The organism is Larkinella terrae (assembly GCF_009668025.1).
Taxonomy (GTDB): Bacteria; Bacteroidota; Bacteroidia; order Cytophagales; family Spirosomataceae; genus Larkinella; species Larkinella terrae.
This window is the reverse complement of record NZ_WJXZ01000001.1, coordinates 938,972-963,461: the sequence shown is the minus strand read 5'-3', so window position 1 is coordinate 963,461 and position 24,490 is coordinate 938,972. Positions and strand designations below refer to the sequence as shown.

Below are 24,490 nucleotides of genomic sequence, written 5' to 3'. Positions count from 1 at the left end.
ACCGTCCAGCATCATGAAAAAATATTCGATTTTACTGGTTGCGGCCGCGCTAAGTTTGAGCCAGACGGCCTGCAAAGAAGACTTTATCGACCTGAATCCGATTTCGTCGGCTAACCTCAACTCCTTCTACAAAAGCCAGAAGGATTTCGAGACGGCGATTGTGGGTGTTTACAACGTCTTTCAGGGCGTTCACTCGACGATGTGGACCGAGTACAACGAGTTTCGGGCCGACACCTACACCCACATCATGTATTCGTACGCCGAGATCAGTAACAACACGTTTCAGTCGAACACGACCTCCACGATGTGGAACACGATGTACCAGATGATTACGTATTCGAACCTCATTCTGGAACGCATCGACGCCGTTTCGATGGATGAAGCCGTCAGGAACCGGATCAAAGGGGAAGCGCAGTTTTTTCGGGCGTACGGGTATTTCGCCCTCGTCCGGATTTTCGGGGATGTACCGCTGGTGCTGAAAGAAGTTTCCACCAGCGAGGCCCTGCTAATCGGACGTTCGCCGATCAAGGAGGTGTACGGCCAGATTACGAAGGACCTGACGGCGGCCATCGGAGCGTTGCCCGCGACCCTCACAGCGGCTCAGAACGGCCGGATTTCGAAACAGGCCGCCGAAGTGGAACTGGCCCGGGCCTACATCACCATGAGCGGTGTTCCGCTGAAGGAAAACCACTGGGCCGACGCCAAACCGCTGCTGGAAAGTGTCATCAAAAGCGGTCAGTATGCCTTTGCGCCGACGTACGCGGAGATTTTTTCGCTGGAAAACGAGCGCGGCAAGGAGGTGATTCTGGGGGCGAAGTTTAAAATCGGCGGGATTGGCGAAAGCACGCAGTACCAGCGGCAGTTTAACCCGGCTTACGGCGGCAATCCGGTGTTTGAAAAGGGTGTGTACGAATCCTACGAAACGGGCGACCTCCGCCGGGATTTCAACATCGCGAAGGAATTCACCACGCTGGAAGGAACCAGGATTGAAGCACTGAACAACACCAAGTTCGATTACGGTTACGACCGCGCTTCGACCGAATCGGGCATGGATTTTCCTGTCCAGCGGTACACGGATGTGCTGCTGCTACATGCGGAAGTGTTGTCGGAAGTAGACGGAAAAGTAAACACCGAGTCGCTCGCGTTGTTGAATCAGGTGCGGAAACGGGCCGGTTTGAAAGACCTGACGCCCGCTCAGGTGCCGGATCTGGCCAGTTTCCGGGTGGCGATGCAGAAAGAACGGCGCAGTGAACTGATGTTTGAATGCGTCCGCTGGTTCGATCTGGTCCGGACCGGCACCGCCGTTGAGGCCCTGAAAGCCATTGGCCTGAACGCGAACGAGAACTGGCTGCTGTTTCCGCTGCCGCAGACGGAAATCGACAAAATGCAGGGTGTGTTGAAACAAAATCCGGGCTACTGATCCGTTTTCTATGAAAGGTAAACAGACGAAAACAGGGTGGTTTTTAGCGGTTTTTGGTGTACTGGTTTCGGGAATGCTCCCGGCGCAGGATCTATCTACGTTCGAAAACCGTCGGCAATGGCTGCTAAAAGGCCTGCACGATGCCCGCCTGGTGGCGGATAGCAGCACGCGGGGCAAACACAACCTGCCCAAAGCCTGCGCCCGGCTCTGGAACAACCCGAAAGACACCGTCGCGATCAACTACATCACCAACATCCTGCACCATCCGCAGCAAACGATGTTCGATTTTCCGGGCGTTGCGCTGGCCCTGGGGCGGTTTCGGCATTGTTTTACGTCGGAACAGGTTGCGGTAATTCAGAAAGATGCCGAACGGCTGGCCAAAGAAGATAAAAAAGACGGGGAAGGATTTCTGGGCCACGGTACCGAAAACCACGCCACCATGATGTGGACCAGTGCCTACCTGTTCGGGCAGTATTTTCCGGACGCGAAGTGGGCCAACGGCATGACCAGCGCCCAACTGATGGCCGAGATGAAGGAGCGGCTGCGCAAAACCTTTAAAAACGTCTACGCCAAAGGCTACACGGAATACCTCTCAACGACCTACGAGATTACGATGAATTTCCCGGTGGCGATTTTGCAGGAGTTTGCGCAGGACCCGGAGATGAAAGCCATCGCCGAAGCGTATCTGCTCTACAAATGGTCGTTGCAGGCCCTGAATAATTTTGAAGGCCGCACGCTGGCCCCTTATGGCCGGATGAATACCCAGGAAGATTACCAGCCCAAAGACCCGTACGTAACCGGCACGCTCTACCAGAACTGGCTGTACTGGGGCTGGGGGCCAAACACCGAATCCGTTAAAATTCAGGATTTTACGAATTACTGGGAAACCAGCTACGCCATTTACACCGCGCTTTCCAACGTCATTCCGGATGCGGTTTTTTTCGGGCTGGCGGAAGGAAAAACCGCCCCTTTTGCGCTGAAATCATCGGCTTCGACCTTTGGCCCCTACGCCGGGGAGCGGGCCCGGCCGCACATGATGTTGCGGAATGGGTACCGGACGCAGCAATACGCGATTGGCAGCGGCAATTTCCGTTGGGTGCCGGGGGGCGATTACGCCGACCACGATGCCAACGGGTTCAACATCGTCTGGAGCAGCACCGACCGGTTCAATTACCTGAATTGCTTCCACCCGTACTGGTACAGCGACGGCGACCACCCGGACCGCACGCCCGACACCTGGCACAAAGGCACGGTTTCGCCTTTTCAGCAGACCGCGCAGGAACAGAATACCGCAATCATGCTGTTCGACATTCCGCAGAAAGACCCCTGGCCCAACCAGCCCAGCAAGGAAAAATGGGCCTGGCGCGACGGCCACGCCAATAACCTGCTGAACTGGGGCGCGTTGCGGTATCCGAAATCCGTCGACGAAAAAGTTGAAACGGGCGGCTGGCTTTTCCTCCGGGAAGGGAAAACGTACATCGGCATCAAACCACTGAAACCGTACGTTCTCCACACCAACCTGACCGAAAAGGGGCTGGAAGGATTCAACGTCGTCAAAAGCGAAGGGCCAAAAACCGGTTTTATTTTTGAAGTGGGAACGGAAGCCGATTTCGGTAGTTTCCAAAAATTTGTGAGCCAATTGCCCCGCAACCCGGTTTCGGTCGACTGGAACACGATGGTTCTCACTTATCAGAACTCAAAAGGCGCTAAAATTCGGATGCAATACCAACCGGGTTTGCCGGTGGACGCCGACGGACTGGCCCGCTCAGTGCCGTTGATCTGGGTCAATGGCAAACCGGAAAAGTCTGCGGACCAGTGGCCGATGATCGAAAGCCCGGTTATCCGGATGGACAACCGTTTACTGGCCATTCAAACCGGACCGTCAACGATTCAGGTCGACTGGACCGCCAGCCTGCCCGTGGTGAAAAGGAATCCGCAAGGCACCATCCCGCGCCCGGCCAAATAAGTGTACTGACCCTAAAACCGTAGCAATTTCATGACCGCCAACCGATTTCTCTTCCTGCTCATCTGGCTTTGTTCGTGCTATTCCGGGCCGGTTTCCGGTCATCCGACCCGGAATGGCACGAACGCGTTGGTCGAATCCCACGAGCGGGGTGGTTTGCCGAACTTTTTCCGCAAAATCCAGTCGGGGCAGGACGTGCGGATTGCCTACATCGGCGGCAGCATCACCGAAGCCAAAGACGGCTGGCGGGACCTGACTTTCAACTGGTTTCGCGCCAATTATCCGCTGACTCCGTTCCGGCAAATCGACGCGACCATCGGCGGCACCGGTTCGGACCTGGGCGTTTTCCGAATGGAGCAGGACGTACTGAGCCACCAGCCCGATCTGGTGTTTGTCGAATTTGCGGTCAACGATTACGGGCGAACGGAGGCAGAAATCCGAAAAACCATCGAGGGAATTGTCCGGAAAACCTGGAAAAAATATCCGTCGGCGGATATCTGTTTCGTGTATACCATTGCCGAAAACGTGGTGGAAACGCTGCGCAAAGGCCGGTACCAGCACTCGGCGGTGGCGATGGAACAGGTGGCCGACCACTACCGGATTCCGTCGCTTCACCTGGGTGTGGAAGTGATCCGGTTGCTGGAAGCGGGCAAACTGGTGTTTACCGGTAACCCGGTTGATCATCTCGGCAAGGTAGTTTTTACGCAGGATAAAACCCATCCGCTCCCGCTGTCCGGGCATCCGATTTACGCCCATTCGGTCATCAATTTCATGAAAAAGCTGGAGGACAAAGTGGGGCAAAAACCGCACGCGCTGCCCCCGGCGCTGGAAAAGGACAATTGGGAGTCGGCCCAGTTGATTCCGTTGTCGAAGCTACGCCGGAGTGGTTCATGGGAGATTCTGCCCGCGACGAACGAGTTGCGCCAGAAATTCGACAAATTTATGCCCGAACTGGCCGGGGCAAATCCGCCGGATGCGTCGTTTACGGTGAAATTCAGAGGAAATACGTTCGGCGTTTACGACGTAATCGGTCCCAAAACCGGAATTGTCGAAGTGATCGTAGATGGCAAACCGCCCGTTGACGTGTACCGGTTCGATCAGTGGTGCAACAACTACCGGAAGAACACATTTTTCCTGAAAGACCTGTCCGAGGGCGAACACGAAGCGACGTTTCGGGTGAGCGGAAAACCGTTCGACAAAGCCGAAATCATGAAGAAAAAGAATATTACCATCACCAACCCGGACGATTACGCCGGTTTTGGCTGGTTTGTCAATTCGGTGTTGCTGGTCGGAGAGCTGGTGAAGTAATCCGGGCGAAGAGAATATCGACCGCTTAGCGGTCAAATGTTTGTAGAAAAGTGTAAGTATAAAATCACGCGTGCCTTCAGGTACGCAACGGGCACTGCCAATTGCGTACCTGAAGGCACGCGATAGGCCTCAAGTAGCCAGGGTTACTACAAATATGTCGTACCTGTGGCACTTAATCAACCGAATGATCAGCTATCAGATTATATCAAGATGAAAGAGAAAAGATAAACGACTAATTGGTTAAAAATCACTAATTTATTCTTTCATCTTTTCTCAAACGGTCCGCAATACATGATTTGAGCTGAATGAATTTCCTTTATTCCTAAACCCTGTTTTTTTAAGTGAAGTACCTGTTAAAATGCCGCTTATGGGTCGGTCTGCTTCTGATTCCGTTCTCAGCCGCTTTGGCGACCACTCCGCCGGTTCGTTTTGAAAACGGACAGGCGGTTTTTGTCTTGAAAGACCAGTTGCGGCATCCGTTTTACTGGTGGCCCCGGACGCTGCTGAATTACCCGGTTCAGTTCGATCAGCCGGTCGATGCGAAGGACTTCAGTCTGGTCGAAAAAGAATCGGAAAAAACCGTACCCTTCCAGTTTTCGGACTTTCGGAAAACGCCGGACGGAAAAACGCTGACCACCCTCAGTGTGCTCAGTGACCTGCCATCCGGCGGAACCCGAACGTTCGTATTGACGCCGGGAAATTCGACGCCGTCGGCAATTTCGCTGAGCGAAACGAAAGAAGGTGAAACGATTCTGATTCGGACGGATAAACTAAGCGTTCGGATTCCGGCTTCCTTGCCCGCTTCCGGGCCGGTTCCGGGGCCGGTGATGCAGCTTTTTCAGGCGGGGAAATCGGCGATGGGAAAATCGGAACTCGTAACAAAAACTAAAAAAGTGCAGAAAATCGAAACGGAACAACTGTCGGCCGGGCCGCTTTTTGTAACGTACCGAATTACTTACCGCTTCGCTAGCGGGGCTTCGTACAAAGCAACGGTGAAATGCATTCAGGGCTACGATTTTCTGGAAATCCGGGAAGAAATGACCGGCCTCCAACCGGAAGACAACGTGCACTGGCGGCTCGACTGGACCCAGTTTCAGCCCACGCATCGGCAGGCACCGAACCATCCCTTTGGCCGACCCGGCACCGTCACGACGGCCGGAGCCAGCCCGCAGCAGCAAACCTACAGTGCCAGCCCCGGTTTTGGGCGATTCAACTGGGAAACCATCGACCAGACGAAACTGAATTACCACCACGGCATCATGCCCGACGGCGAAGTCGGAAAAATCCCGTTCGAAATCGGGATGTTTGAACCCTGGCCGGCCGAACGAACCGTAACGTCCACGCTGTTCTGGGACGAAAAAACCGGGCAGTCGGTCGGCGTTTTTGCCAACGATCTGAGCGGCTGGAACGACAGCGATTACAGCATCTGGCACTCATCCCGCATCCTGAACATCCGGTTTTTCTACCGCAATAAGCTGCTTTCCTGGGAATTTCCGGTTTCGGAAGGCAGTCGGTCGGTTGCCTTGAGTTGCTATCCGCATCAGCAGGACATTGCGTACATGAACGAGCTGGAAACGAAAAATCAGCCTCAGCAACACCCGTTCGGCTTTACCTACAAGGCCGAAATTTCGCAGCTTTCGTACAACGCGTTTCTGCAAAACCGCTACGGCACGATTCACCTCGACAAAATCAAAAACTGGCAGCTGACCTACCCGGACTCGCTGCCCGCAGCCCCGGTTTTGTTCCAGGAAGGCAAACTCAACACCAGGGCGGATTTTATTCGGGATTTCCTGGGCAATTATTACGTCTCGGAGTTGCCTTTCAGCGGAACCCGGCAGAACAGCGGCTACGGCCCGGTGCCCGCCCGGCAGTTTTTCGAGAAATGGATCGACGCCCTGAACCGGTTTTACCCCGCCCTGAACCCGGACGAGAAAGCCCGCGTGACGGCCATGTTCCTGTTTCATACCTACGTGGCCGCCGACGAGGAATACATGCCGATGCGGTACATGCTCAGCGGGCATCCCAACTTTCTGGCCGATGTGAAAAGCATTCCGGCCATGACGGCCTACCAGTTTCCGAACCACCCCGAGGCTGCCAACTGGGCCGATCTGTTCGAAAAGTACGTGGATTTGAATACGCATTACCACACCCGCCCCACGGTGAAAACCTGGGGTGCGCAGGGCGGTCGCTGGACGGAAAACCTGGGCACCTACGTCTGGGGCTTTTTTCGGTCCACGATCCGGGCGTCGTTTTTGCTGAACCAGTCACAGCCGGGCAAAAACCGTCTGGCGGGGCCGCAGGTGAGCGCCATCGGCAACTGGATTCTGAACGCATTATCCGCTCCGTACAATGGCGAATCGCTGGATTTTTACCGTAATCCGAACGGTAGCCTGGACTATCACTTCTGGGGCATCGTGACCAAACCGGAAGGGCCGCGCCGGATTCATCCTCCGCAGGGCGCCCATGCCGCCCGCCGGAAAGCGCCGAGTTCGCTCTGGATGCTCGGGAATTTATTGAACCATTACGATCCGCTTTTGGCCGAGCATTTGCGGTATGTTGCCAAACCGACCGACGACGATCAGGAAGCGTTTTACGCCAGCCACGAAGCTTTTCAGCAGGTCATGTACCCAAAAGGACGGTATGACCGGGGAACAAAACCGGATTTCAAAAGCATCAAGCTGACTGGTTACGGGACCATTCTGCGCGCGGGCGTCGATACGCCGGAGGAGCTTTCCGTTCACCTGAGCCAGATCGACGAGGGGCCGAATTACCGCTGGGGTGTTCCGGCACAGGGCGGCACGGGCGGTATTTATTTTTACGCCGGGGGCAAATCGTACAGCCACAACGGCCGCGAGGATGTTGGCGACCGCAAGGTGCAGGACACCGATTTGATGACCAATTTCGGCGTTTTCAAGGACGGCCATTTCAAGTCGATCGGCATGAACGGGCTGCACCGACCGCTCTACAACCTCGGCATCGGCCAGTTTACGGAAATTACGTCCTCGGAAAAAAGCAGTTATGCCTGGCCCGACTACCAGAGCCGGAGCATCATGTTGGTCGATAAAGACTATTTTATCACCTACGACGACGTTTACAACAACAACATCGGCGGGCGGTTCTCGTGGTTCACGCACCCCGACGAAGACCTGCCGACGCTGGAAATCGTGCGAGTCGGAACCGGGCGGGACAAATTAAACAAAACCCAGGTTACCGGCGCGGAGTCGAAAGGCGTCTGGTTCGACGGCCTGGGCGATTTTACGGTTTTTGTGTCGCACAAAAAAGGGTTTGCCTTGGAACCAACGGCCTATGGATGCCGGGTCAAAACGCCCGCCAATCAGGTGGATTATATTTTCAGAAACGACAATCCGGTTGATTTTCAGGAAGATCAATGGCGGTTTTCAGGAACGGCGGGCTTCATTCGGGTCCAGCCCGATGGGAGGCAGGAACTGGTGCTGTTTCACGGCCAGCGGATTGGCAACGGCACCTTGACGCTTACGGTCAGTGATACGGATGCGGGCCTTAGCGCATCGGTCAAACCGAAGGGTTGGGTGGATGGAACGTTTTTCAGCCCGCGTCCGGCCACTGTTTCGGTGCAGTGGAACGGTGACCTTGCGCCGGGCCTTGCGCTGTATATCGACGGAAAAAAACAGCCGCTGGAATGGAAAGCGGGCGGTTTTTCGATTCCGTTTCCGGCGGGGCAGCACAGCTGGCAACTGACGGCGGGGCAGCCCGTTCCGGTGCGTTCGGCCATTCAATCGTCGGAAAATGACCACGGAAAAACAGCCGTGTTTTTTACGCCTTCCGCCGGAGCAGCCGGTTATCGCATCGAAATCAGCCGCGACAACGGCGATTCCTGGCAGACGCTGGGCGAAACCGCCAAAACCGCTTTTACGGTTTTGAAACCGGATACGCTGGCCAAAGCCCACGTCCGCGTTATCGCCCTGAACCGCGACCACCAGAGTGAGCCCTCACCGGCCTATCCGGTTTATTTCATTGCTCAAAAACCGCATTTCCCCGACGGCCTGAAAGCGGATTTAGCCACCGGAAATTTGAACTGGGGGCAAGTGCTGGGCTGCACGACTTACCAATTGTACCGGCGGTTGGCCGGAACGAGCAAATTTCAGGTGGTTTACACCGGACCCAACTCGACCTTCCACGACCCGGCGCTGACTGGGAAACTGGTTTATGAATACGCGGTTTCGGCCATCAACAAAAATGGTGAAAGTCGGCTGAGTGACCCGTTGACCACAAACCCGGATAGCTGGCTGCACTGGAATCCGAAACCGGGCGAGCCGTTCCGCCGAACGAATACGCAGCGGGCTGATTCCGAGGCTGTTTATTACCCGAAATAAGGCCTTCTTCAGCGCGGTAAATTGGCGAAAATAGGTGACTAAACTATTATATCTGCCTCAGTCGGTGCTTTTGGTTTCAAAAGAAATGGGCTCATGAAAAGGTTAAAAGCAATCATTCTGTTGGCATTTTTCGGGCTGGCTATCTGCCCGTTATACGCTGCCACCGAAGGGCCGGGTCTGGACGTTAAACCGGAACGCGTCGTTCGGCCGGATGTCCTGTTCGAGCGATTTACCAGCAACCGAAACGGCCTGCCAGATAACCGGATTCGTTCTGTTTTTCAGGACAGTAACGGTTTTTTATGGGTGGGCACCATGAATGGTCTGAGCAAGTACGACGGATATACGTTTAAAAAGTATTTCAAGTCCAAAAAAGCGAATAGCATTTCCGGCAATTGGGTCAATGCCATTTGCGAAGATCGCTCGCACAACCTCTGGATCGGGACGCTGGAGGGCCTGAATTATTTCGATACCCGACAGGAAAAATTCACGCATTTTTCGGCGCTGATTAACAACAAAGATGCCGGTTTGTATCAGGAAGTTCGCTCACTATTGCTCGACAAAACCGGTAAACTCTGGATCGGAACGAAAAAAGGTTTGGCAAGTTACGATCCGGCTACTCAGCAATTCAAAGCATACCAACAAGCGCCTTTTAATACGAATATCAGTAAAATTATTCAGTCGGCGGATGGTTTTATCTGGATTGCGGCTGCGGAAGGGCTCATTCGTTATAATCCCAGGAACGATCAATACGACTACCATTTCCTGAATTTAAAACCGAATGCTTATGGGGAGCGTTTGTGGTCTTTATTGGAGCATAATCAGGATTTGTTCATTGCCACGGCGGCCAATGGATTGCTGAAATACCACCGGAAACCGGGTGATAATCGTTTGGGAACCTTCGAACCGGTTAATCTTTTCAATAATCGAACCATTGATTTGTCAAATACCCAGATCTTTGACATTTGTCGTTCTTCTACCCATACGATCTGGCTGGCAACCGCCCGTGGATTAGCCAAAGTAGAAGAGTTTGATACGGCGTCTCCTAAACTGACATTCTACAAAAATAATCCGACCAATAGTCACAGTTTAAGCGAAAATATGGTTTTTAAAGTTTTCGCGGATAAAACCCACGTTTTGTGGTGCGGTACCGAAATGGGCCTGAATAAACTGGATTTAAATACCTTGCCCTTTCATTATTTTTCCTTTACGAATTACCAGGATCAGGATCAGATCCGGAGCATTTATACGGAAGACGGAAGTTCGATTTATTTCGGAACGGCCAAGTCGGGATTTTACGCGTACGACGTCAATACAAATAGTTCGAAGAGCTTCAAATTTCAGCCGGAACATTCGCTGCTGAACGCCAATCGCTCGGTTTTGGTGGACGGTCGTTTCACCTGGATTGGGACGCTGGGCGGGGTCGTCAAACTGACCGACAAAGCCGAAATCCTTCAGGACGTGAAAGGACTGGCGGTTTTTGCCTTTCTCAAGGACTCTCAGGCAAATCTCTGGATGGGCACCAATGGCGGTTTGTTCAAATGCCAGCCGGACGGTTCGGTCGTTCGGTATCTGCCGGATGGCAAACCGGGAAGTATTCCGTCGAAGTTCATTCGCTCGCTGTACGAAGACAGCCGGGGTCTTTTGTGGATCGGTTTTGATGATAACGGCCTTCATTATCTGGACCCTAAAACCGGTTTAATTTCAAGTCTTACCGGACAGAAAACAAAGCTAATTGGAAATACGATTCTGTCCATTACCGAGTATCCTGAAAACACGATTTGGGTCGGATCGGAATCGGGTTTGCATAAAATAGCGTTACAACAAAATCAGGGTGGAGAACTGATTCATTCAACCAAAACGTATTTCGAAGAAGACGGCCTGCCCGACAAATGTGTCAATGGAATCATCGTTGACGAAGACGGTTTTTTGTGGATCAGTACGATCAAGGGCCTTCTGCGGTTTGATGCGCAGAAGGAACAATTCCAGCATTTTTTAACCAACCTGAGTTTCAGCGCGAGTTGTTATCATAAACTGCCCAATAATCATTTATTATTCGGTGCTGCGGACGGTTTTATCCTGTTTGATCCGAAAACCATCTCGAATCGGACGGATGCGCCGGATGTTGTATTAACGGACCTTAAATTATTCAATAAAGACGTTGCGATTAGCGCTGAATTCAATGGTGATGTGATTTTAAATCAGTCGATTACCAATACGAATGCGATCACGTTGGGCTACAAAAACAATGTCTTTACGTTTGGTTTTGCCGGTTTACATTATTCCGGGCCGGAGAATAATCATTATGCGTATAAAATGGAGGGATTTGATCAGGACTGGGTGTATACCGGAGCCGCAAACCGCTCGGCAACTTACACCAACCTGAACCCCGGCACGTATCTTTTCAAGGTAAAAGCCGCCAACAGTTTCGGAAACTGGAACGCGAAACCGCGTAGTATTCAGGTCACCATTTTGCCGCCACCCTGGAAAACCTGGTGGGCAATCACGGCTTATGTTCTCCTCTTTAACCTGCTCCTGTTTCTTTTTATCCGCTACATCATTGTTCAGTCGAAGCAGAAAGAAAAACTTCGTTTTCATCAGCTGGAGCGCGAACAACTGGAGAATCTGAATAAAATGAAACTGTCGTTCTTTACCGATATTTCCCACGAATTCCGAACGCCTTTGTCATTGATTGTCGGGCCGGTGGAAGATTTATTAACCTCCGGCCAGACGTCGTCTTCCGTTAAACAGAAGCTGCAACTGGTCTATCGAAACTGCAAAAAAATGCTTTCGCTGGTCGATGAATTGATGACTTTCCAGAAACTGGATCAGGGGAAACTGAAACTGTCATTCGCGGATATCAATGCGGTGCCATTTATCGAGGAAATAACCGCCAATTTTAACGGGCTGGCGGGCCATAAAAAGATAGATTTTCAGGTTCATACGGAATCGGATAACTATCCGGTCGCCGTCGATACGGGCAAGATGGAAATGGTAATGAATAACCTGCTTTCCAATGCGTTCAAATTCACGCCGGTTGGCGGCACCATTCGCGTTGTGATGGACACCGTCTCTGAATTAACCGGGACTGTCCCGAATAAAAACGGGGATAATGGCTGGTTACGGATCGTTATCAACGACAACGGAAAGGGCATAAATCAGCGGGAAATCGAGCATATTTTTGAGCGGTTTTTTCAGGCCGATCCCGCCAAAACCGGCTCGGGCGTGGGCCTTTCGCTGTCAAAAAACATCGTGGATTTACACGACGGAACCATTACCGTCGAAAGCGAACCGGATGTTTCAACCACGTTTACAATTTATTTGCCGCTGACGGAGGGTGATCAACGGGCAGAAAAACCGGTAAATCAGTCGGGCGGTGAAAGCCAGTTTGTTACCGAAGCACCGAAAAAGAGCGATCTCCTGGTGACAGTTCCGCTGATGAACAAGATGCTGGATGAGGACGAAAACGACAGGCCGACGCTGCTGCTGGTGGACGATAATTACGAGGTGCTCGAGTTTCTGGACCTGCTTTTCAGGGATGATTACCAGACGCTTAAGGCGGAAAATGGGGAGGAAGCGCTGGCCATTATCCGAAAACGGGAACCGGATCTGATCATCAGCGACGTGATGATGCCCGGGATGGACGGCATTGAGCTGTGCCGGATCGTGAAGGGGCAGGTATCGACCCTGCACATTCCGGTGATTTTGCTGACGGCCCGGTCGACGGTGGAGGATGCGATCAGGGGCATCGAGTGGGGCGCTGACGATTACGTACCCAAGCCCTTCCGGCCGGATTACCTCCGGATCCGGGTCGAAAAGCTGATCGAAAAACAGCGGAAATTGCTGGAAAAATTGCGTTCAAACGCGATTTTGATGCCTGACGATCTGAGTCACAATCCGCTCGACGACGTGTTTCTTCAAAAAGTGATCGACTGCATCCGGCAGAACATGAGTAACGAAGAATTCAGCGTGGAAGAACTGGGGACGCAGGTCGGAATGAGCCGCAGCAACCTTTTCCGGCGGCTCAAGGCGATTACGGGCCAGACGCCGGTGGAAATTATCTGTTACATTCGGCTGAAACATTCGATGGAGCTGCTGCTGGGCCGCAAATTGAACGTGTCCGAAATTGCGTACGAAGTCGGATTCAAAAGCTCTTCCTCGTTCAGCAAGTCGTTCAAGAAACAGTTTGGCAAATCACCTTCGGATTATTTGAACGATATACTGAACAATAAATTGAATTAGCCCGGTTTCTTCACAGCAGCAGATACAGCAGGTAGACCAATATGCCCGTCATGAGGGCGTAGGTGGCTCCCAGAATGGTCCAGTGTTTTACGCGTTTATTCGCCATTTTTTGTCTGGTAAATTCAATAAAAAATCACGCTTGCAATACCGTATAAAAATAGCGCAGCGCGTGTTTTGGCGTTATTCCCACCGTGTCAACGATGTGTCTATTTGTTGCAAAACCGGTTTTTTATGTCAAACGCCTTTGCCGGAACCCCTTTCGCGCATAATTCTATACCAGCCAACCGGAATTCTGTAACGGCGAATCCTGTTCTATCTGTGATATTTGCCGTGTCAAATCACAGCAATAAACTCATGGAAAAGACCACTTTCAAAACCAATATCAAGTGCGCCAATTGCGTTGCCACCGTTACGCCTTATTTGAACAAAGCCGTTGGGGAAGCCAACTGGCAGGTCGATACGCTGACGCCCGACAAGCTGCTGACCGTTGAAGGCGCTTCGGTCGAGCAGGTCCAGGAAGCCCTCCGGGAAGCCGGTTACAAAGCCGAACCGGTATGAACGCGCAACCCAAAACCGTAGATCGGCCTGCCCGAACCGGCGCCAAAACGGTTCGGAAAACCTACCCCGTTCTGGAAATGTCCTGCGCGGCCTGTGCGGTCAGTGTGGAGTCGATGCTGAAAACGACGCCGGGCGTTTCCGATGCGGGCGTCAACTACGCCAACCAGCAGGCCTGGGTCGAATTTGATCCGAAAACCGTCTCGCAGCAGGAGTTGCAGACGGCCATTCGCTCCATCGGCTACGACCTGGTCATCGACGCGGAAGATCCGCAGGCGGTGCAGGCTGAAGCGCAGCAGCGGCACTACGAATCGCTGAAAAACCGCACGATCTGGGCGGCCGTTTTGTCGGTTCCGCTGGTCGTTATTGGCATGGTTTTCATGGAAATGCCCTACGCCAACGAAATCATGCTGGGGCTGTCGGCACCGGTGGTTTTTGGGCTGGGCCGCACGTTTTTCGTCAATGCCTGGAAACAGGCCCGGCACGGCAAAACCAGCATGGACACGCTGGTAGCGCTGTCGACCGGTATTGCCTTCGTTTTCAGTGCGTTCAATACGTTTAATCCGGAGTTTTGGCATCGGCGCGGCATTCACCCGCACGTGTATTTCGAAACCGCTGCGGTGATCATTACCTTCATTTTGCTGGGAAAACTGCTCGAAGAACGGGCCAAATCCAATACGTCGTCGGCGATTAAAAAACTGATGGGTTTGCAACCCAAAACCGTTCGCGTGGTGGAAAACGACGCGGAAATCGAAATTCCAGTGGCGTCGGTGCGGGCGGGTCAGGTAATTGTGGTGCGGCCCGGCGAGAAAATTCCGGTCGACGGCGTCGTGGTTGCCGGGTCGTCGTTCGTGGACGAAAGCATGATTTCGGGCGAACCGCTGGCGGTGGAGAAAAAACCGGATCAGGCGGTTTTTGCCGGAACGATCAACCAGAAGGGCAGCTTCCGGTTTCGGGCCGAGAAGGTCGGAGCGGATACGGTGCTGGCGCAAATTATTCGCATGGTGCAGGACGCGCAGGGCAGCAAGGCCCCGGTGCAGAAGCTGGTCGATCGGATTGCCGGGATTTTTGTGCCGGTTGTGATCTCGATTGCGCTGCTGACATTTGCCGCCTGGATGTTTTTCGGACCCGCCGAAAACGCGTTTGCTCAGGCGTTGCTGACGTCGGTCACGGTGCTGGTGATTGCCTGTCCGTGCGCGCTCGGACTGGCCACGCCCACGGCTATTATGGTCGGCGTTGGCAAAGGCGCGGACAATCAGATTCTGATCAAGGACGCCGAAAGTCTGGAACTGGGCTGCAAAGTCAATGCCGTGGTGCTGGACAAAACCGGTACGATTACCGCCGGGAAACCCGCCGTTACGAATCTGGCATGGCAGGTATCGGAAACCGCTCAGCTATCCTCCCTTTTATACGCGCTGGAAAGCCAATCAGAACACCCGCTGGCCGATGCCGTGGTGGAACACCTGAACGGTTTGCCGGTGAAAGGCGTGAAGCTGGAAACGTTCGAAAGCCTGACCGGCCGGGGCGTTTCGGGCCGTTACGAAGGAACAATGTACGTGGTGGGAAACCGCCGTTTGCTGGACGAACGCGGTATTTCAATCAATCAATCGGTGGAGCAGCGCACTCAACAGTGGCAGGAAGAAGCGCAGACGGTGGTGTATTTTGCCGACGAAAAAACCGTACTGGCCGTCCTGTCGATTGCGGATGTAATCAAGGAGACGTCGAAAACCGCCATTCAAACGCTGCAAAACCGGGGCGTCGAGGTGTATATGCTCACCGGCGACAACCGGCAAACCGCCGGAGCCGTTGCCAAAGCCGTGGGACTGACCGATTTCCGCGCCGAGGTCATGCCGTCCGATAAGGCGGCTTTCGTGCAGGAACTGCAAAACCGGGGCAAGGTGGTGGCGATGGTGGGCGACGGCATCAACGACTCGCAGGCGCTGGCGCAGGCCGACGTGAGCATTGCGATGGGGCAGGGTTCCGACATTGCAATGGACGTGGCCCGGATGACGCTCATCACTTCCGATCTGAACCGCGTTCCGAAAGCGCTGGAATTGTCGCGCAAAACCGTGCAGGTCATTCGGCAGAACCTCTTCTGGGCGTTCATTTACAACCTGATCGGCATCCCGATTGCCGCCGGGATTCTCTTTCCGGTCAACGGTTTTCTGCTCAATCCGATGATGGCCGGGGCCGCAATGGCGCTCAGTTCGGTGTCGGTGGTCAGCAATAGTTTGCGGCTGCGGAATGCGCGGTTGTAAGAATACAGAAGTCAAAATCAGCCCATGGTTTTAACCGTGGGATTACGAAACATTTTCGCGAAATTATACAACCGTTTTAACGGTTTTGGTGATCAACCGAAACCGTTAAAACGGTTAAAAACAACCAAGGGTTACGTTGATGGCCCCACAGTTAAAACCGTGGGCTATCAATAATTTTGTTTAACGCCCCACTGTTCAACAATTTTTCCCTGGCTCAGTCGAAATACGTCGTAAAACGTAACCGGTTTTTGATCGAGCTGCCCGTCGGCCTGAACAACGACAAAATTGCCTTCACCGATGATTCGGAGCACATTCTGAACGACAAAACCGTCGCCTTTCTGTTGCCAATACTGTCGCAAACCGTCCGCTCCGTTGGCGATTTCCGGAACGTGCTGGATGAGGTCCGACGCCACATAATCGCTTAGCAACCCGACTTTTCGATTTACCAAAACCCGTTCGTAAAACTCGGCAACGGTTTTTTTATTCGCTTCCGTTGCAGGGACATCCTCGATTTCTACGACTCCCCCCAGCATCGGATGGCCGTTCAGCGTCGTTTCGGGCTGTTTCTGCATGGCGTCCCAATGCTCGACCACCTGCCCATTTCGCAACCGGAACAGATCAATCACCGCCATCGGCTGGCCGCCCATTTCGAAACTCAGATTGGTCACTACCCAATCGTTTTCCGCAATGAGCCGCATGAACGGTTTGGTCGTCGAGGCCGGTTTGGGCAGTTGTTTCATGGCCGCCAGGGCTTCGAGTAACCCCGCTTTCCCCGGTTTTACCCGTGGGCTGTGCTGAATGTAATCGTTGGCAATGATCTGTTCGGCGAAGTCGAGGTCACCGTTGGCGACGGTGCGCCGGTAAAAATCACGAATGATGGATTTATTGAATTCAATATTTTGCATGATTCCTGTCAATTGAAAAACGTGAAAACGAACGTTGTCGATCACGCAAGTCCGTCAGGGTTATCTTGTCGGAAACCTGAGCCGGTTTTCCGCGCACTGCGTACGCGGTTAGCCTTAGTCAAGTCCTTCGGACTTGGGTTGATCGGTTTTAGAAATAAGAGTTGCGAAATACGCGTGCCGGATGGCAGACTGTCGCGCACGAAAAAACGTCTTACCGGTTTGCCGTAAGAGCTTTCGTGATGGATGGGCAGTATGTGATGATTCTAAGTAACAGTGCGGCAAAGGTAAACGCTAATTCGATCGATTCCAACCGGGTAATGCGAAGAAGCGGTTTATGTCTTCAGGACTTATCAAATCTTACTGCCGGGAGGGCTGATCGATGCGAAACGAACGCTCAAAAAAGCTTGCCGACGTGACGGGGACGGTTTTTTGCGTCAGGTCCCGGTCAAAGGGGCGGTTGAGGTTGTTTCCGGCGAGGTCTTCCAGCCGGGCTTCAATCCGCAGGGTGTAGCGCCCCGGTTTCCAGTTCTGCGCCGGTTTGAAATGGGCGGTTTTTTCTTCATCACCGATGCGCCACTCGCCGGGAAGCGATTTGCCATCTTCGCCAATAATGTGCAGGGTTTCCGTCAGTAAACTGTAGTCGAGCGGTTCGCCAAACGCGATGTCCACCGGCTGATTTCCGTCCGCAGCAGGCGGTGTGATCTGCCAGCGGCTGGGGTCCGGCGACAGGCTGTCGCGCGGAATGGTAACGAACGATTTCGTAAATGCTTTCGTCAGTTTCGTGCCCTGCTGATCGGGCCAGCTGTTTGATACAACAAGCTGATAATGAACGGACTTTTGCAGAGGTACGCCGAGCCGTTTGTTGGGTTGCAGATCGCGTTTGATGCGGCCCGGGTCGAGCCAGAGCGTCAGCATCGTGCGGTCGGGGTTCCAGAGTTCGGGCTGGAGATCGAGGAAAACGCCGGGAACCGTGTCGGTGCGGTTTTTCAGCAAAGCCACGTATTTCTGCGATTGTCCTTCGCGCATGGGCCGCGAAAACCGCAGGTAGATTTTCAGTAAATTATCGGGCAACGAATCCGGCGATGGGTAAACGGCGAGCAGTTCGGGCGCGTCTTTCGGGTCGGCCAGCGGAATCTCAAAACCGTCGAGCCGTTGGTTTCGGAGCCAGACTTCGTAACGCAACCCGCGCGTAAACGGAATCAGCGGTTCAAAAATAATGGCGTTGTCCGCCAACTGGTACTCGCCCAGAATGGCGGGTTGCGCACCGGTTTTGGCCAGCCGAACCGTCAGTAGCTGGCTTATGGAATCGGGCGAAAAAGAAGCGATCCGGTTTTGGGGAATGGAAATGCCCGTCGCGCGCTGGTCGCGCCAGTGAATGGAGACTCCGGTGGTTTCGGTCGACTGCCGACAGGCGAAAAAACCGGCAAACACAAAAAAGATCAGGCTCTGCATCGCGCACAGCCTGATCCCGATTCGTTGAAAATTCTTACAAATACCGGTCACTGGAAGTCCAGAGGTCAAGATTCCCGTTCGACCGGCGTTGCAGCATCACCATTCGGGTGTCGTCGAGTTTGTCGAGCTGAATGACGTTGGTCACCGGCAGCGAGACGAACTGAACGCCCGCCGTGGCAAAACTTTCTTCCACCGGCGTGGTCAGCGCGCCCTGATAAACTTCAATGTTTTTGTATTTCACTTTGAAAACCGGTCGGCTGGAATTGGCCATCACCAGAAATGAATCGTCGCCTTTTTTCATCGTAACGATGTCGAGCGGGGAATTTCCGCTGCCCATTTCGGCCACTGTCCGGCCTTTTACGTGGTTTCCGGCTTTCAGTTCGTCCATCGGAAACAGCACGAGCGGGGTGCAGGTATAGCTGGCTACCAGGTATTTTTTGCCTTTGATTTCGGCCGTCGTAAAGGTTTTGATGGGCGACAGGGTTTCGTATTTTCCGTGGGCCGCGTGGTAGATTTCAAGCGATGCCTGATCCTGCTTGTCGGTAAACGGAAACGGAATGCTGCGGAACGTCGAGTTGAATTCCTGCCCCGATAAGCCGCTGACGAGCACTCTTCCATCGGCAAATCCCATGTCGGAAATGGCCGACACGCGGATCGATTCGCCCCGGCGGTCTTTGGCGTCGGCCGACGGCAGATTGTTTAGTGCAAGGCTCGAAAATTCGACGTTTTTAGTCGAAACCGGCATGATTTTATCACCTTCCACCCGTAGCAAAACCGGGGTGCCGTCGCTGTGCTGAACGGCGATGTAGGTTTTTTTGGAAACAGGATTGACGGCAATGTCCTGAATGGTAATGTTTTGCACTTCGGTCCCCAGCAGGGCGGCAATCTTCTGATCGACGTTCTTGATTTCAACCGGAGCGGCCTGGCCGGTCACCTCAGCATCTTTGGTATCGATGGCAAAAATGGAGCCGCTTTTGGCGTCGCCCACGAACAGAATCCCGTTCGGGCTGAACGTCAGCGCATTAATCGACTTGATTTCGGGCGTTCCAACCGTCAAACCGTACGGTTTTTTCGTCCGCGTGGTGGTGGCCAGCAAAACGATTCCGGCAAAACCGATCGCCAGCAGGAAATACATTTTTTTCATGTCTTTAAAAGGTTAGTGTTCGAATGAAAGCGTCATAACAGGTTAGTAGTACTCTCGTAATTAGGGAGTTGTAAGGTACATAAAGTTTTAATACGGGATGAGTCGCGCGTTGGTCACAGGATAAATTAATGAAATCTTACTTGAAGAAACCGGACAAACCGCCTGGCCTGAACCGGATTGAAAAATGGGAAGAATTCGGCCAGTTTATGCCGAATTGACCCGATAACGGGAACATAAAAAAGCCAGACAACGGTGGTCATCTGGCAGAAATAGAATGTAAAGAGGACGAAACTTTCTAAAAATGAAATTACAACTGTTCTCAGATCGCCCCCAATCCCCTAAAGGGGGCTTTAATTGGTGTAACAAAGCCCTTTTTAGGGGGTTGGGGGCAAGTTTAATACGGGAGAAATTATAAAATTGAGATAGCCTCTAAAAAAGAATGATAAATGTAGAATGATGAATGTAAAATGTGTTTCTAATCCAGTCCTTTTACATTCATCATTCTACATTTATCAGTAAGAAATCAGCTTGTTCGGAGTTGCTGTAACAGCGTGTGCGTATCCATCAGAATCCAGACAGTTGTGATTTTTTCGTCTTTGAAACGTACAAAAAAGGCTTCTTCGAAACAGAACGGCCGGGCGGGTTGCGAAGGCTGAATCGACTCGTATTCGCTGTGCTGGGTGCCCTGCGCCGTGATCCGGAACGAGGCATTATCGCCGGATACTACAACTTCATTAACGGTTACGTAAAGATCCGGGAAAACCGTAAAAACCTGCTGTAAAGCGAGGGTGTATTCACGCAGTCCGTGCGCCTGCCGTCCCGTGGTGGTGCGAATTTTGCAATCGTCGGTGTAAAACTCCCCGAGCCGGTGCAATTGCTTGTTGTTGATCACGTGATGGATGTAATCCCGGATAAGCTGTTCATTTTCAGTGGTTGTTGCGGTCATTTCCATGCCTGAGCGATGATTGAAAGTATGCCCGAAATTAAAGGGGGGCTTGATCCCGCTCAAAAAGAAAACCGGCAATGGAAGCGAAAACCGCCTGAATGGTAGGAAAACCGCCTTTGAGCGATTTCACCGGTGCGCCAGCTGATCCGCTTCTACCGCCGTCAGCAGCGAAACCAACCCGTTCTGTTCCGTAATTTTCCGGTGCGTTTCCGGGTAGTAGATGGCGGACGTCTGGTCGCGGAACATGAGCCGGAGCAGTTCGCCGTAGAGGTGCATTTTATTGTGATCGAATCCGTAGCTGATCTGCACCTGCTGGGCGGCTTCAAACTCCTTGTTGCGTCCGCGAACGGCCCGGTCCTTGCCGCCGTAATTGCCCGTAATATCCAGAATCGATCCCGGAAACAGATCCATCAGCGCCCGCGTCCCGGCTTCGTCAACCAGCCCGCGGATCACCGCCCGCGTCGGCACCCATTCGTGCAGGGTAACATCACCCCGTTCGAACAAAAGCCGCATTTCCTGCCGATCCATCCGGCCCACCTGCGTAAAACCGTGGTAAAAATTCACGAGCCGGTTGCCGTAGCGAACCGTCGCCTGAACCTGATCTTCAAGTTCGGTTCCGTCGCGAAGGCAAGCCTGCGCGGCTTCCACCTTACCTTCGCCAAGCCAGCCCGTAAACAGATCGAAAAAATGAACGCCGTGTTCGATAAAAATACCGCCACTCAGGCTCCGGTTCCAGAACCAGTGCTGGGGCGAAAGGCCTTCGTCGCCCGCATAGTTTTCGAAATAACCGTGGAGAAATTCACCGAGTATTTTCTTGTCAATCAACGTCTTAATGCGTTCGAACATCGGGTTGTAGCGTTGCATCAGGTTGGTGACCATGAGCAAACCCTTGCTTTCGGCAAACGCCACCATTTCGCGGCCCTGTTCGGCATTTGTCGCCAGCGGTTTTTCACAAATCACATGTTTTCCGGCGCGTAGAGCCTGCATCGACTGTTCGTAGTGCAGAAAAGGCGGAGTGGCGATGTACACAACGTCGAGGTCCGGCTGAGCGAGCAACTCGTCGATGGTACTGAAATTCGTTGCCCCGAAGCGGTTTGCGGCCTTCTGGGCTTCGTCGCGCTGGGAACCGGCAATGCCAATGAGTCTGACGTGGGGAGTCTGGAGGAAATGCTGGGCGGCAAAAAGGCCAAAACCGCCGAAACCAATGATGCCTAAGCCAAGTTCTTTCAATTCAGTCATGATGTTTCGGATTGGTGAGAATACAGGTTGTAGGTATCTAACTACATTTGGGCACAACTGTTGAAAGGATTTAGAAAAGTGAAGGCCGTAATGGGCTTATCGCCGAATTTATCCAACAGCTCGTGCCTTTCGGAGTCGAATTTTGGCGGTTCATCATTTTTTTGTCCTACCGAATGAGGGGAAAGCCGACCTTTGATGTCATTCAGCAAATCCCAAGACCATCCCTGATTCCCCAGTCATACAACCAATCTATGAAACAGATCTTACAAGCTTTTTTTCTGATGCTTCTGGCAACTGCTGTCAGTCAGGCGCAGACCACACCCGATCCGGTATCGGCCAGCCGACGGGCGAGTGCCCAGGCAACGGTGAGCGGTTACATTAAGGATGCCGCCAACGGCGAAGGATTGATCGGCGTTTCGGTGTTCGTGAAAGAAACCGGATCGGGCATTACTACCAACTCGTACGGGTATTATTCGCTGACCCTGCCAGCGGGCACCTACAACCTGGTTTATACCTACGTCGGTTTTACCAAACAAACCCGCACCGTTGACCTCAGCGGCCAGAATGTGCGGCTGGATATTGAATTAAAGGAGGAAGGTCGTGACCTGCAGGAAGTTACGGTTTCGACCAAGCGCGAAGACGACAATGTGAAAAACATCGAAATGAGCGTGAACCGGGTCGAAATGAAAACGATCCAGAAGATTCCGGCGCTGCTGGGCGAGGTCGACGTCATCCGGAGCATTCAACTCCTGCCGGGTGTTTCGACGGTGGGTGAGGGCGCAACGGGTTTCAACGTGCGGGGCGGCAACGTCGATCAGAATCTGGTGTTGCTCGACGAAGCACCGGTTTACAACTCCTCCCACCTGTTCGGTTTTTTCTCGGTTTTCAATCCCGACGCGGTGAAAGACGTGAAGCTGGTGAAGGGCGGGATTCCGGCGCTGTACGGCGGGCGGATTTCGTCCATTCTCGACGTTCGGATGAAGGAAGGGAATTCCAAGAAAACCACAGTTTCGGGCGGAATTGGCCTGATTTTCAGTCGGTTAACCGTTGAACAGCCGCTTTTCAAAAACAAGGAAGGTGAGGCACGGGGATCGTTTATTATCGCCGGTCGCCGGTCGTATGCCGACGTGCTGGCCAAACCGTTTCTGTCCGGCGACCTGAAAGGCTCCCGGTTTTACTTCTACGACCTGACGGCCAAAGCCAATTACCGCATCAACGCCAAAAACACCATTTATGCCTCAGGCTACCTCGGCCGCGACGTGTTCGGTGCCGATTTCGGGTTCAACTGGGGAAACACCACCACCAGTTTGCGCTGGAATCACGTCTTCAGCGACAAGCTGTTTCTGAACACCACGGCTTTCTACAGCAATTACGACTACCTGTTGGACAGCGACTTAAAGCGTAAAAACCCCAAAGATTTTTTCAACTGGAAATCGGGCATCGTCAATTACAGCCTCAAACCGGATTTTACGCTGTTCCTGAAAAACAACACGCTGACGTTCGGCGGTCAGGCCATCGTTTACGATTTTCAGCCGGGAGTTGCCAACGCGGCCAGCGGGGGTGAGGTGCGGACGTTTGGCCTGGAAAACAAATACGCGCTGGAAAGTGCGCTCTACGTCGGCAACGAGCAACTGGTTTCCAAAAAACTGCAGCTGCAGTACGGCCTGCGATATTCGCTCTACAACTACATCGGCCCCGGCGAAGCGTACGAATTTCAGACCGGCGTTCCGGCCGGTCAGCGCCGGTTTCCGGTTTTAACTACGGAATACGACCGTGGTGAACCCATTAAAACGTACGGCAACTGGGAACCCCGGTTTTCGGCCAAGTATGAGCTGAATGACGTTAGTTCGTTGAAAGTGAGCTACAACCGGCTGGCGCAGTACATTCACCTCGTTTCGAACACCACGGCGTCAACCCCACTGGACGTCTGGACGCCATCGACCAACAACATCAAACCGCAGGTGGCCGACCAGGTTGCCGGGGGGTATTTCCGGAATCTGGGCAAAACCGGTACGGAATACGAAGTGTCGGTTGAACTCTATTACAAATGGCTGCAAAACCAGATCGATTACATCGACGGCGCGGATTTACTGCTCAATAAATACCTCGAGGGCGACCTGCTGAACGGCAAAGGACGTGCTTATGGAGCCGAGTTTTTCGTGAAAAAGAACAAGGGCGATCTGACGGGCTGGGTGAGTTACACGCTGGCGAAAACCGAGCGGTTTGTGGACGGCATCAACAACAACCGCTGGTTCCCAACGCGTTTCGACAAACGGCATACCGTGAATGCCGTGGCGCTGTACGACCTGAACAAGCGCTGGAGTTTCTCGGCCACCTTTGCGTTTGCGACCGGTACGCCCGGCACGTTCCCGACCAACGGGTATATTTTCCAGGGTTTTCTGGTGCCGCACAACGCCGAAAATTCCCGCAACAACTACCGGATTCCGCCGTATCACCGCCTGGACCTGGCGGCAACCTTGCAAAACCGCAAGAAAAAACCGACGCAGAAGTGGGAAAGTAACTGGGTTTTCTCGGTATATAACACGTACGGCCGCAAAAATCCGTTCTCGGTTTTTTTCCGGCAGGCCGAAGACAAACGGACGGTGACGATGAACGGCGAGCAGGTTCAGATTCCGGTGGCCGAAGCCATCCGGTATTCGGTTTTCGCGACCCTGATCCCTTCAGCGACGTACAATTTCAAATTCTAAA

General features: G+C 53.0%; 13 protein-coding genes. 8 read left to right on the top strand and 5 right to left on the bottom strand.

Annotated elements, in window-relative coordinates; translation table 11 throughout:
- Positions 1–13 precede the first annotated feature (13 nt).
- The 7 genes from GJJ30_RS03850 (at position 14) to GJJ30_RS03820 (ending at position 16,095) form a co-directional block, all read left to right on the top strand.
- Positions 14–1,420 carry a RagB/SusD family nutrient uptake outer membrane protein gene (locus tag GJJ30_RS03850; RefSeq protein ID WP_154173301.1) on the top strand — a complete coding sequence of 469 codons (1,407 nt, stop codon included), beginning with the start codon at positions 14–16 and terminating at the stop codon, positions 1,418–1,420.
- Positions 1,421–1,430: 10 nt separating this feature from the next.
- Positions 1,431–3,386: a hypothetical protein gene (locus tag GJJ30_RS03845; protein WP_154173299.1), complete on the top strand. Its 1,956-nt coding sequence runs from the start codon at positions 1,431–1,433 to the stop codon at positions 3,384–3,386.
- A gap of 30 nt (positions 3,387–3,416) precedes the next feature.
- Complete coding sequence (locus GJJ30_RS03840; protein ID WP_154173297.1) at positions 3,417–4,691, top strand: SGNH/GDSL hydrolase family protein; 1,275 nt, start codon at positions 3,417–3,419, stop codon at positions 4,689–4,691.
- A 341-nt stretch (positions 4,692–5,032) separates the two neighbouring features.
- On the top strand, positions 5,033–9,043 hold the full coding sequence (locus GJJ30_RS03835) for a fibronectin type III domain-containing protein (RefSeq protein WP_154173295.1): 4,011 nt from the start codon (positions 5,033–5,035) through the stop codon (positions 9,041–9,043).
- Between the two features lie 93 nt (positions 9,044–9,136).
- Entirely contained in the window at positions 9,137–13,282 is a 4,146-nt protein-coding gene (locus GJJ30_RS03830; RefSeq protein WP_154173293.1) for a hybrid sensor histidine kinase/response regulator transcription factor, read from the top strand.
- 354 nt (positions 13,283–13,636) lie between these two features.
- Positions 13,637–13,840 (top strand): heavy-metal-associated domain-containing protein, encoded by a 204-nt coding sequence (locus tag GJJ30_RS03825; RefSeq protein ID WP_124879214.1) that lies wholly within the window; start codon positions 13,637–13,639, stop codon positions 13,838–13,840.
- A complete protein-coding gene (locus tag GJJ30_RS03820) occupies positions 13,837–16,095 on the top strand; it encodes a heavy metal translocating P-type ATPase (RefSeq protein WP_229312932.1) in 2,259 nt (752 codons plus the stop codon). The genes GJJ30_RS03825 and GJJ30_RS03820 overlap by 4 nt, the downstream gene beginning before the upstream one ends.
- A 167-nt stretch (positions 16,096–16,262) precedes the next feature.
- On the opposite strand, the gene GJJ30_RS03815 is transcribed toward GJJ30_RS03820, so the two are convergent.
- From GJJ30_RS03815 to GJJ30_RS03795, 5 genes are all read right to left on the bottom strand, one after another.
- Positions 16,263–17,000, bottom strand: a complete 738-nt coding sequence (locus GJJ30_RS03815; RefSeq protein ID WP_154173291.1) for a nuclear transport factor 2 family protein — start codon at positions 16,998–17,000, stop codon at positions 16,263–16,265.
- A 357-nt stretch (positions 17,001–17,357) separates the two neighbouring features.
- Positions 17,358–18,452 (bottom strand): Ig-like domain-containing domain, encoded by a 1,095-nt coding sequence (locus tag GJJ30_RS03810; RefSeq protein WP_154173289.1) that lies wholly within the window; start codon positions 18,450–18,452, stop codon positions 17,358–17,360.
- 34 nt (positions 18,453–18,486) lie between these two features.
- A complete protein-coding gene (locus GJJ30_RS03805) occupies positions 18,487–19,596 on the bottom strand; it encodes a hypothetical protein (RefSeq protein WP_154173287.1) in 1,110 nt (369 codons plus the stop codon).
- Between the two features lie 523 nt (positions 19,597–20,119).
- On the bottom strand, positions 20,120–20,548 hold the full coding sequence (locus tag GJJ30_RS03800) for an ester cyclase (RefSeq protein WP_154173285.1): 429 nt from the start codon (positions 20,546–20,548) through the stop codon (positions 20,120–20,122).
- A gap of 120 nt (positions 20,549–20,668) precedes the next feature.
- Positions 20,669–21,781 carry a Gfo/Idh/MocA family protein gene (locus tag GJJ30_RS03795; protein ID WP_154173283.1) on the bottom strand — a complete coding sequence of 371 codons (1,113 nt, stop codon included), beginning with the start codon at positions 21,779–21,781 and terminating at the stop codon, positions 20,669–20,671.
- Positions 21,782–22,032: 251 nt separating this feature from the next.
- Here GJJ30_RS03795 and GJJ30_RS03790 point away from each other — a divergent pair, with 251 nt between their 5' ends.
- Positions 22,033–24,489, top strand: coding sequence for a TonB-dependent receptor (locus GJJ30_RS03790; RefSeq protein ID WP_154173280.1), 2,457 nt, complete (start codon positions 22,033–22,035; stop codon positions 24,487–24,489).
- The last annotated feature ends 1 nt before the right edge of the window (position 24,490 follow it).

Coding starts and splice junctions, on each gene's coding strand:
- GJJ30_RS03810 (WP_154173289.1), bottom strand. CDS start 18,452: ATGCAGAGCCTGATCTTTTTTGTGTTTGCCGGTTTTTTCGCCTGTCGG.
- GJJ30_RS03825 (WP_124879214.1), top strand. CDS start 13,637: ATGGAAAAGACCACTTTCAAAACCAATATCAAGTGCGCCAATTGCGTT.
- GJJ30_RS03830 (WP_154173293.1), top strand. CDS start 9,137: ATGAAAAGGTTAAAAGCAATCATTCTGTTGGCATTTTTCGGGCTGGCT.
- GJJ30_RS03845 (WP_154173299.1), top strand. CDS start 1,431: ATGAAAGGTAAACAGACGAAAACAGGGTGGTTTTTAGCGGTTTTTGGT.
- GJJ30_RS03795 (WP_154173283.1), bottom strand. CDS start 21,781: ATGACTGAATTGAAAGAACTTGGCTTAGGCATCATTGGTTTCGGCGGT.
- GJJ30_RS03790 (WP_154173280.1), top strand. CDS start 22,033: ATGAAACAGATCTTACAAGCTTTTTTTCTGATGCTTCTGGCAACTGCT.
- GJJ30_RS03840 (WP_154173297.1), top strand. CDS start 3,417: ATGACCGCCAACCGATTTCTCTTCCTGCTCATCTGGCTTTGTTCGTGC.
- GJJ30_RS03815 (WP_154173291.1), bottom strand. CDS start 17,000: ATGCAAAATATTGAATTCAATAAATCCATCATTCGTGATTTTTACCGG.
- GJJ30_RS03820 (WP_229312932.1), top strand. CDS start 13,837: ATGAACGCGCAACCCAAAACCGTAGATCGGCCTGCCCGAACCGGCGCC.
- GJJ30_RS03800 (WP_154173285.1), bottom strand. CDS start 20,548: ATGGAAATGACCGCAACAACCACTGAAAATGAACAGCTTATCCGGGAT.
- GJJ30_RS03850 (WP_154173301.1), top strand. CDS start 14: ATGAAAAAATATTCGATTTTACTGGTTGCGGCCGCGCTAAGTTTGAGC.
- GJJ30_RS03805 (WP_154173287.1), bottom strand. CDS start 19,596: ATGAAAAAAATGTATTTCCTGCTGGCGATCGGTTTTGCCGGAATCGTT.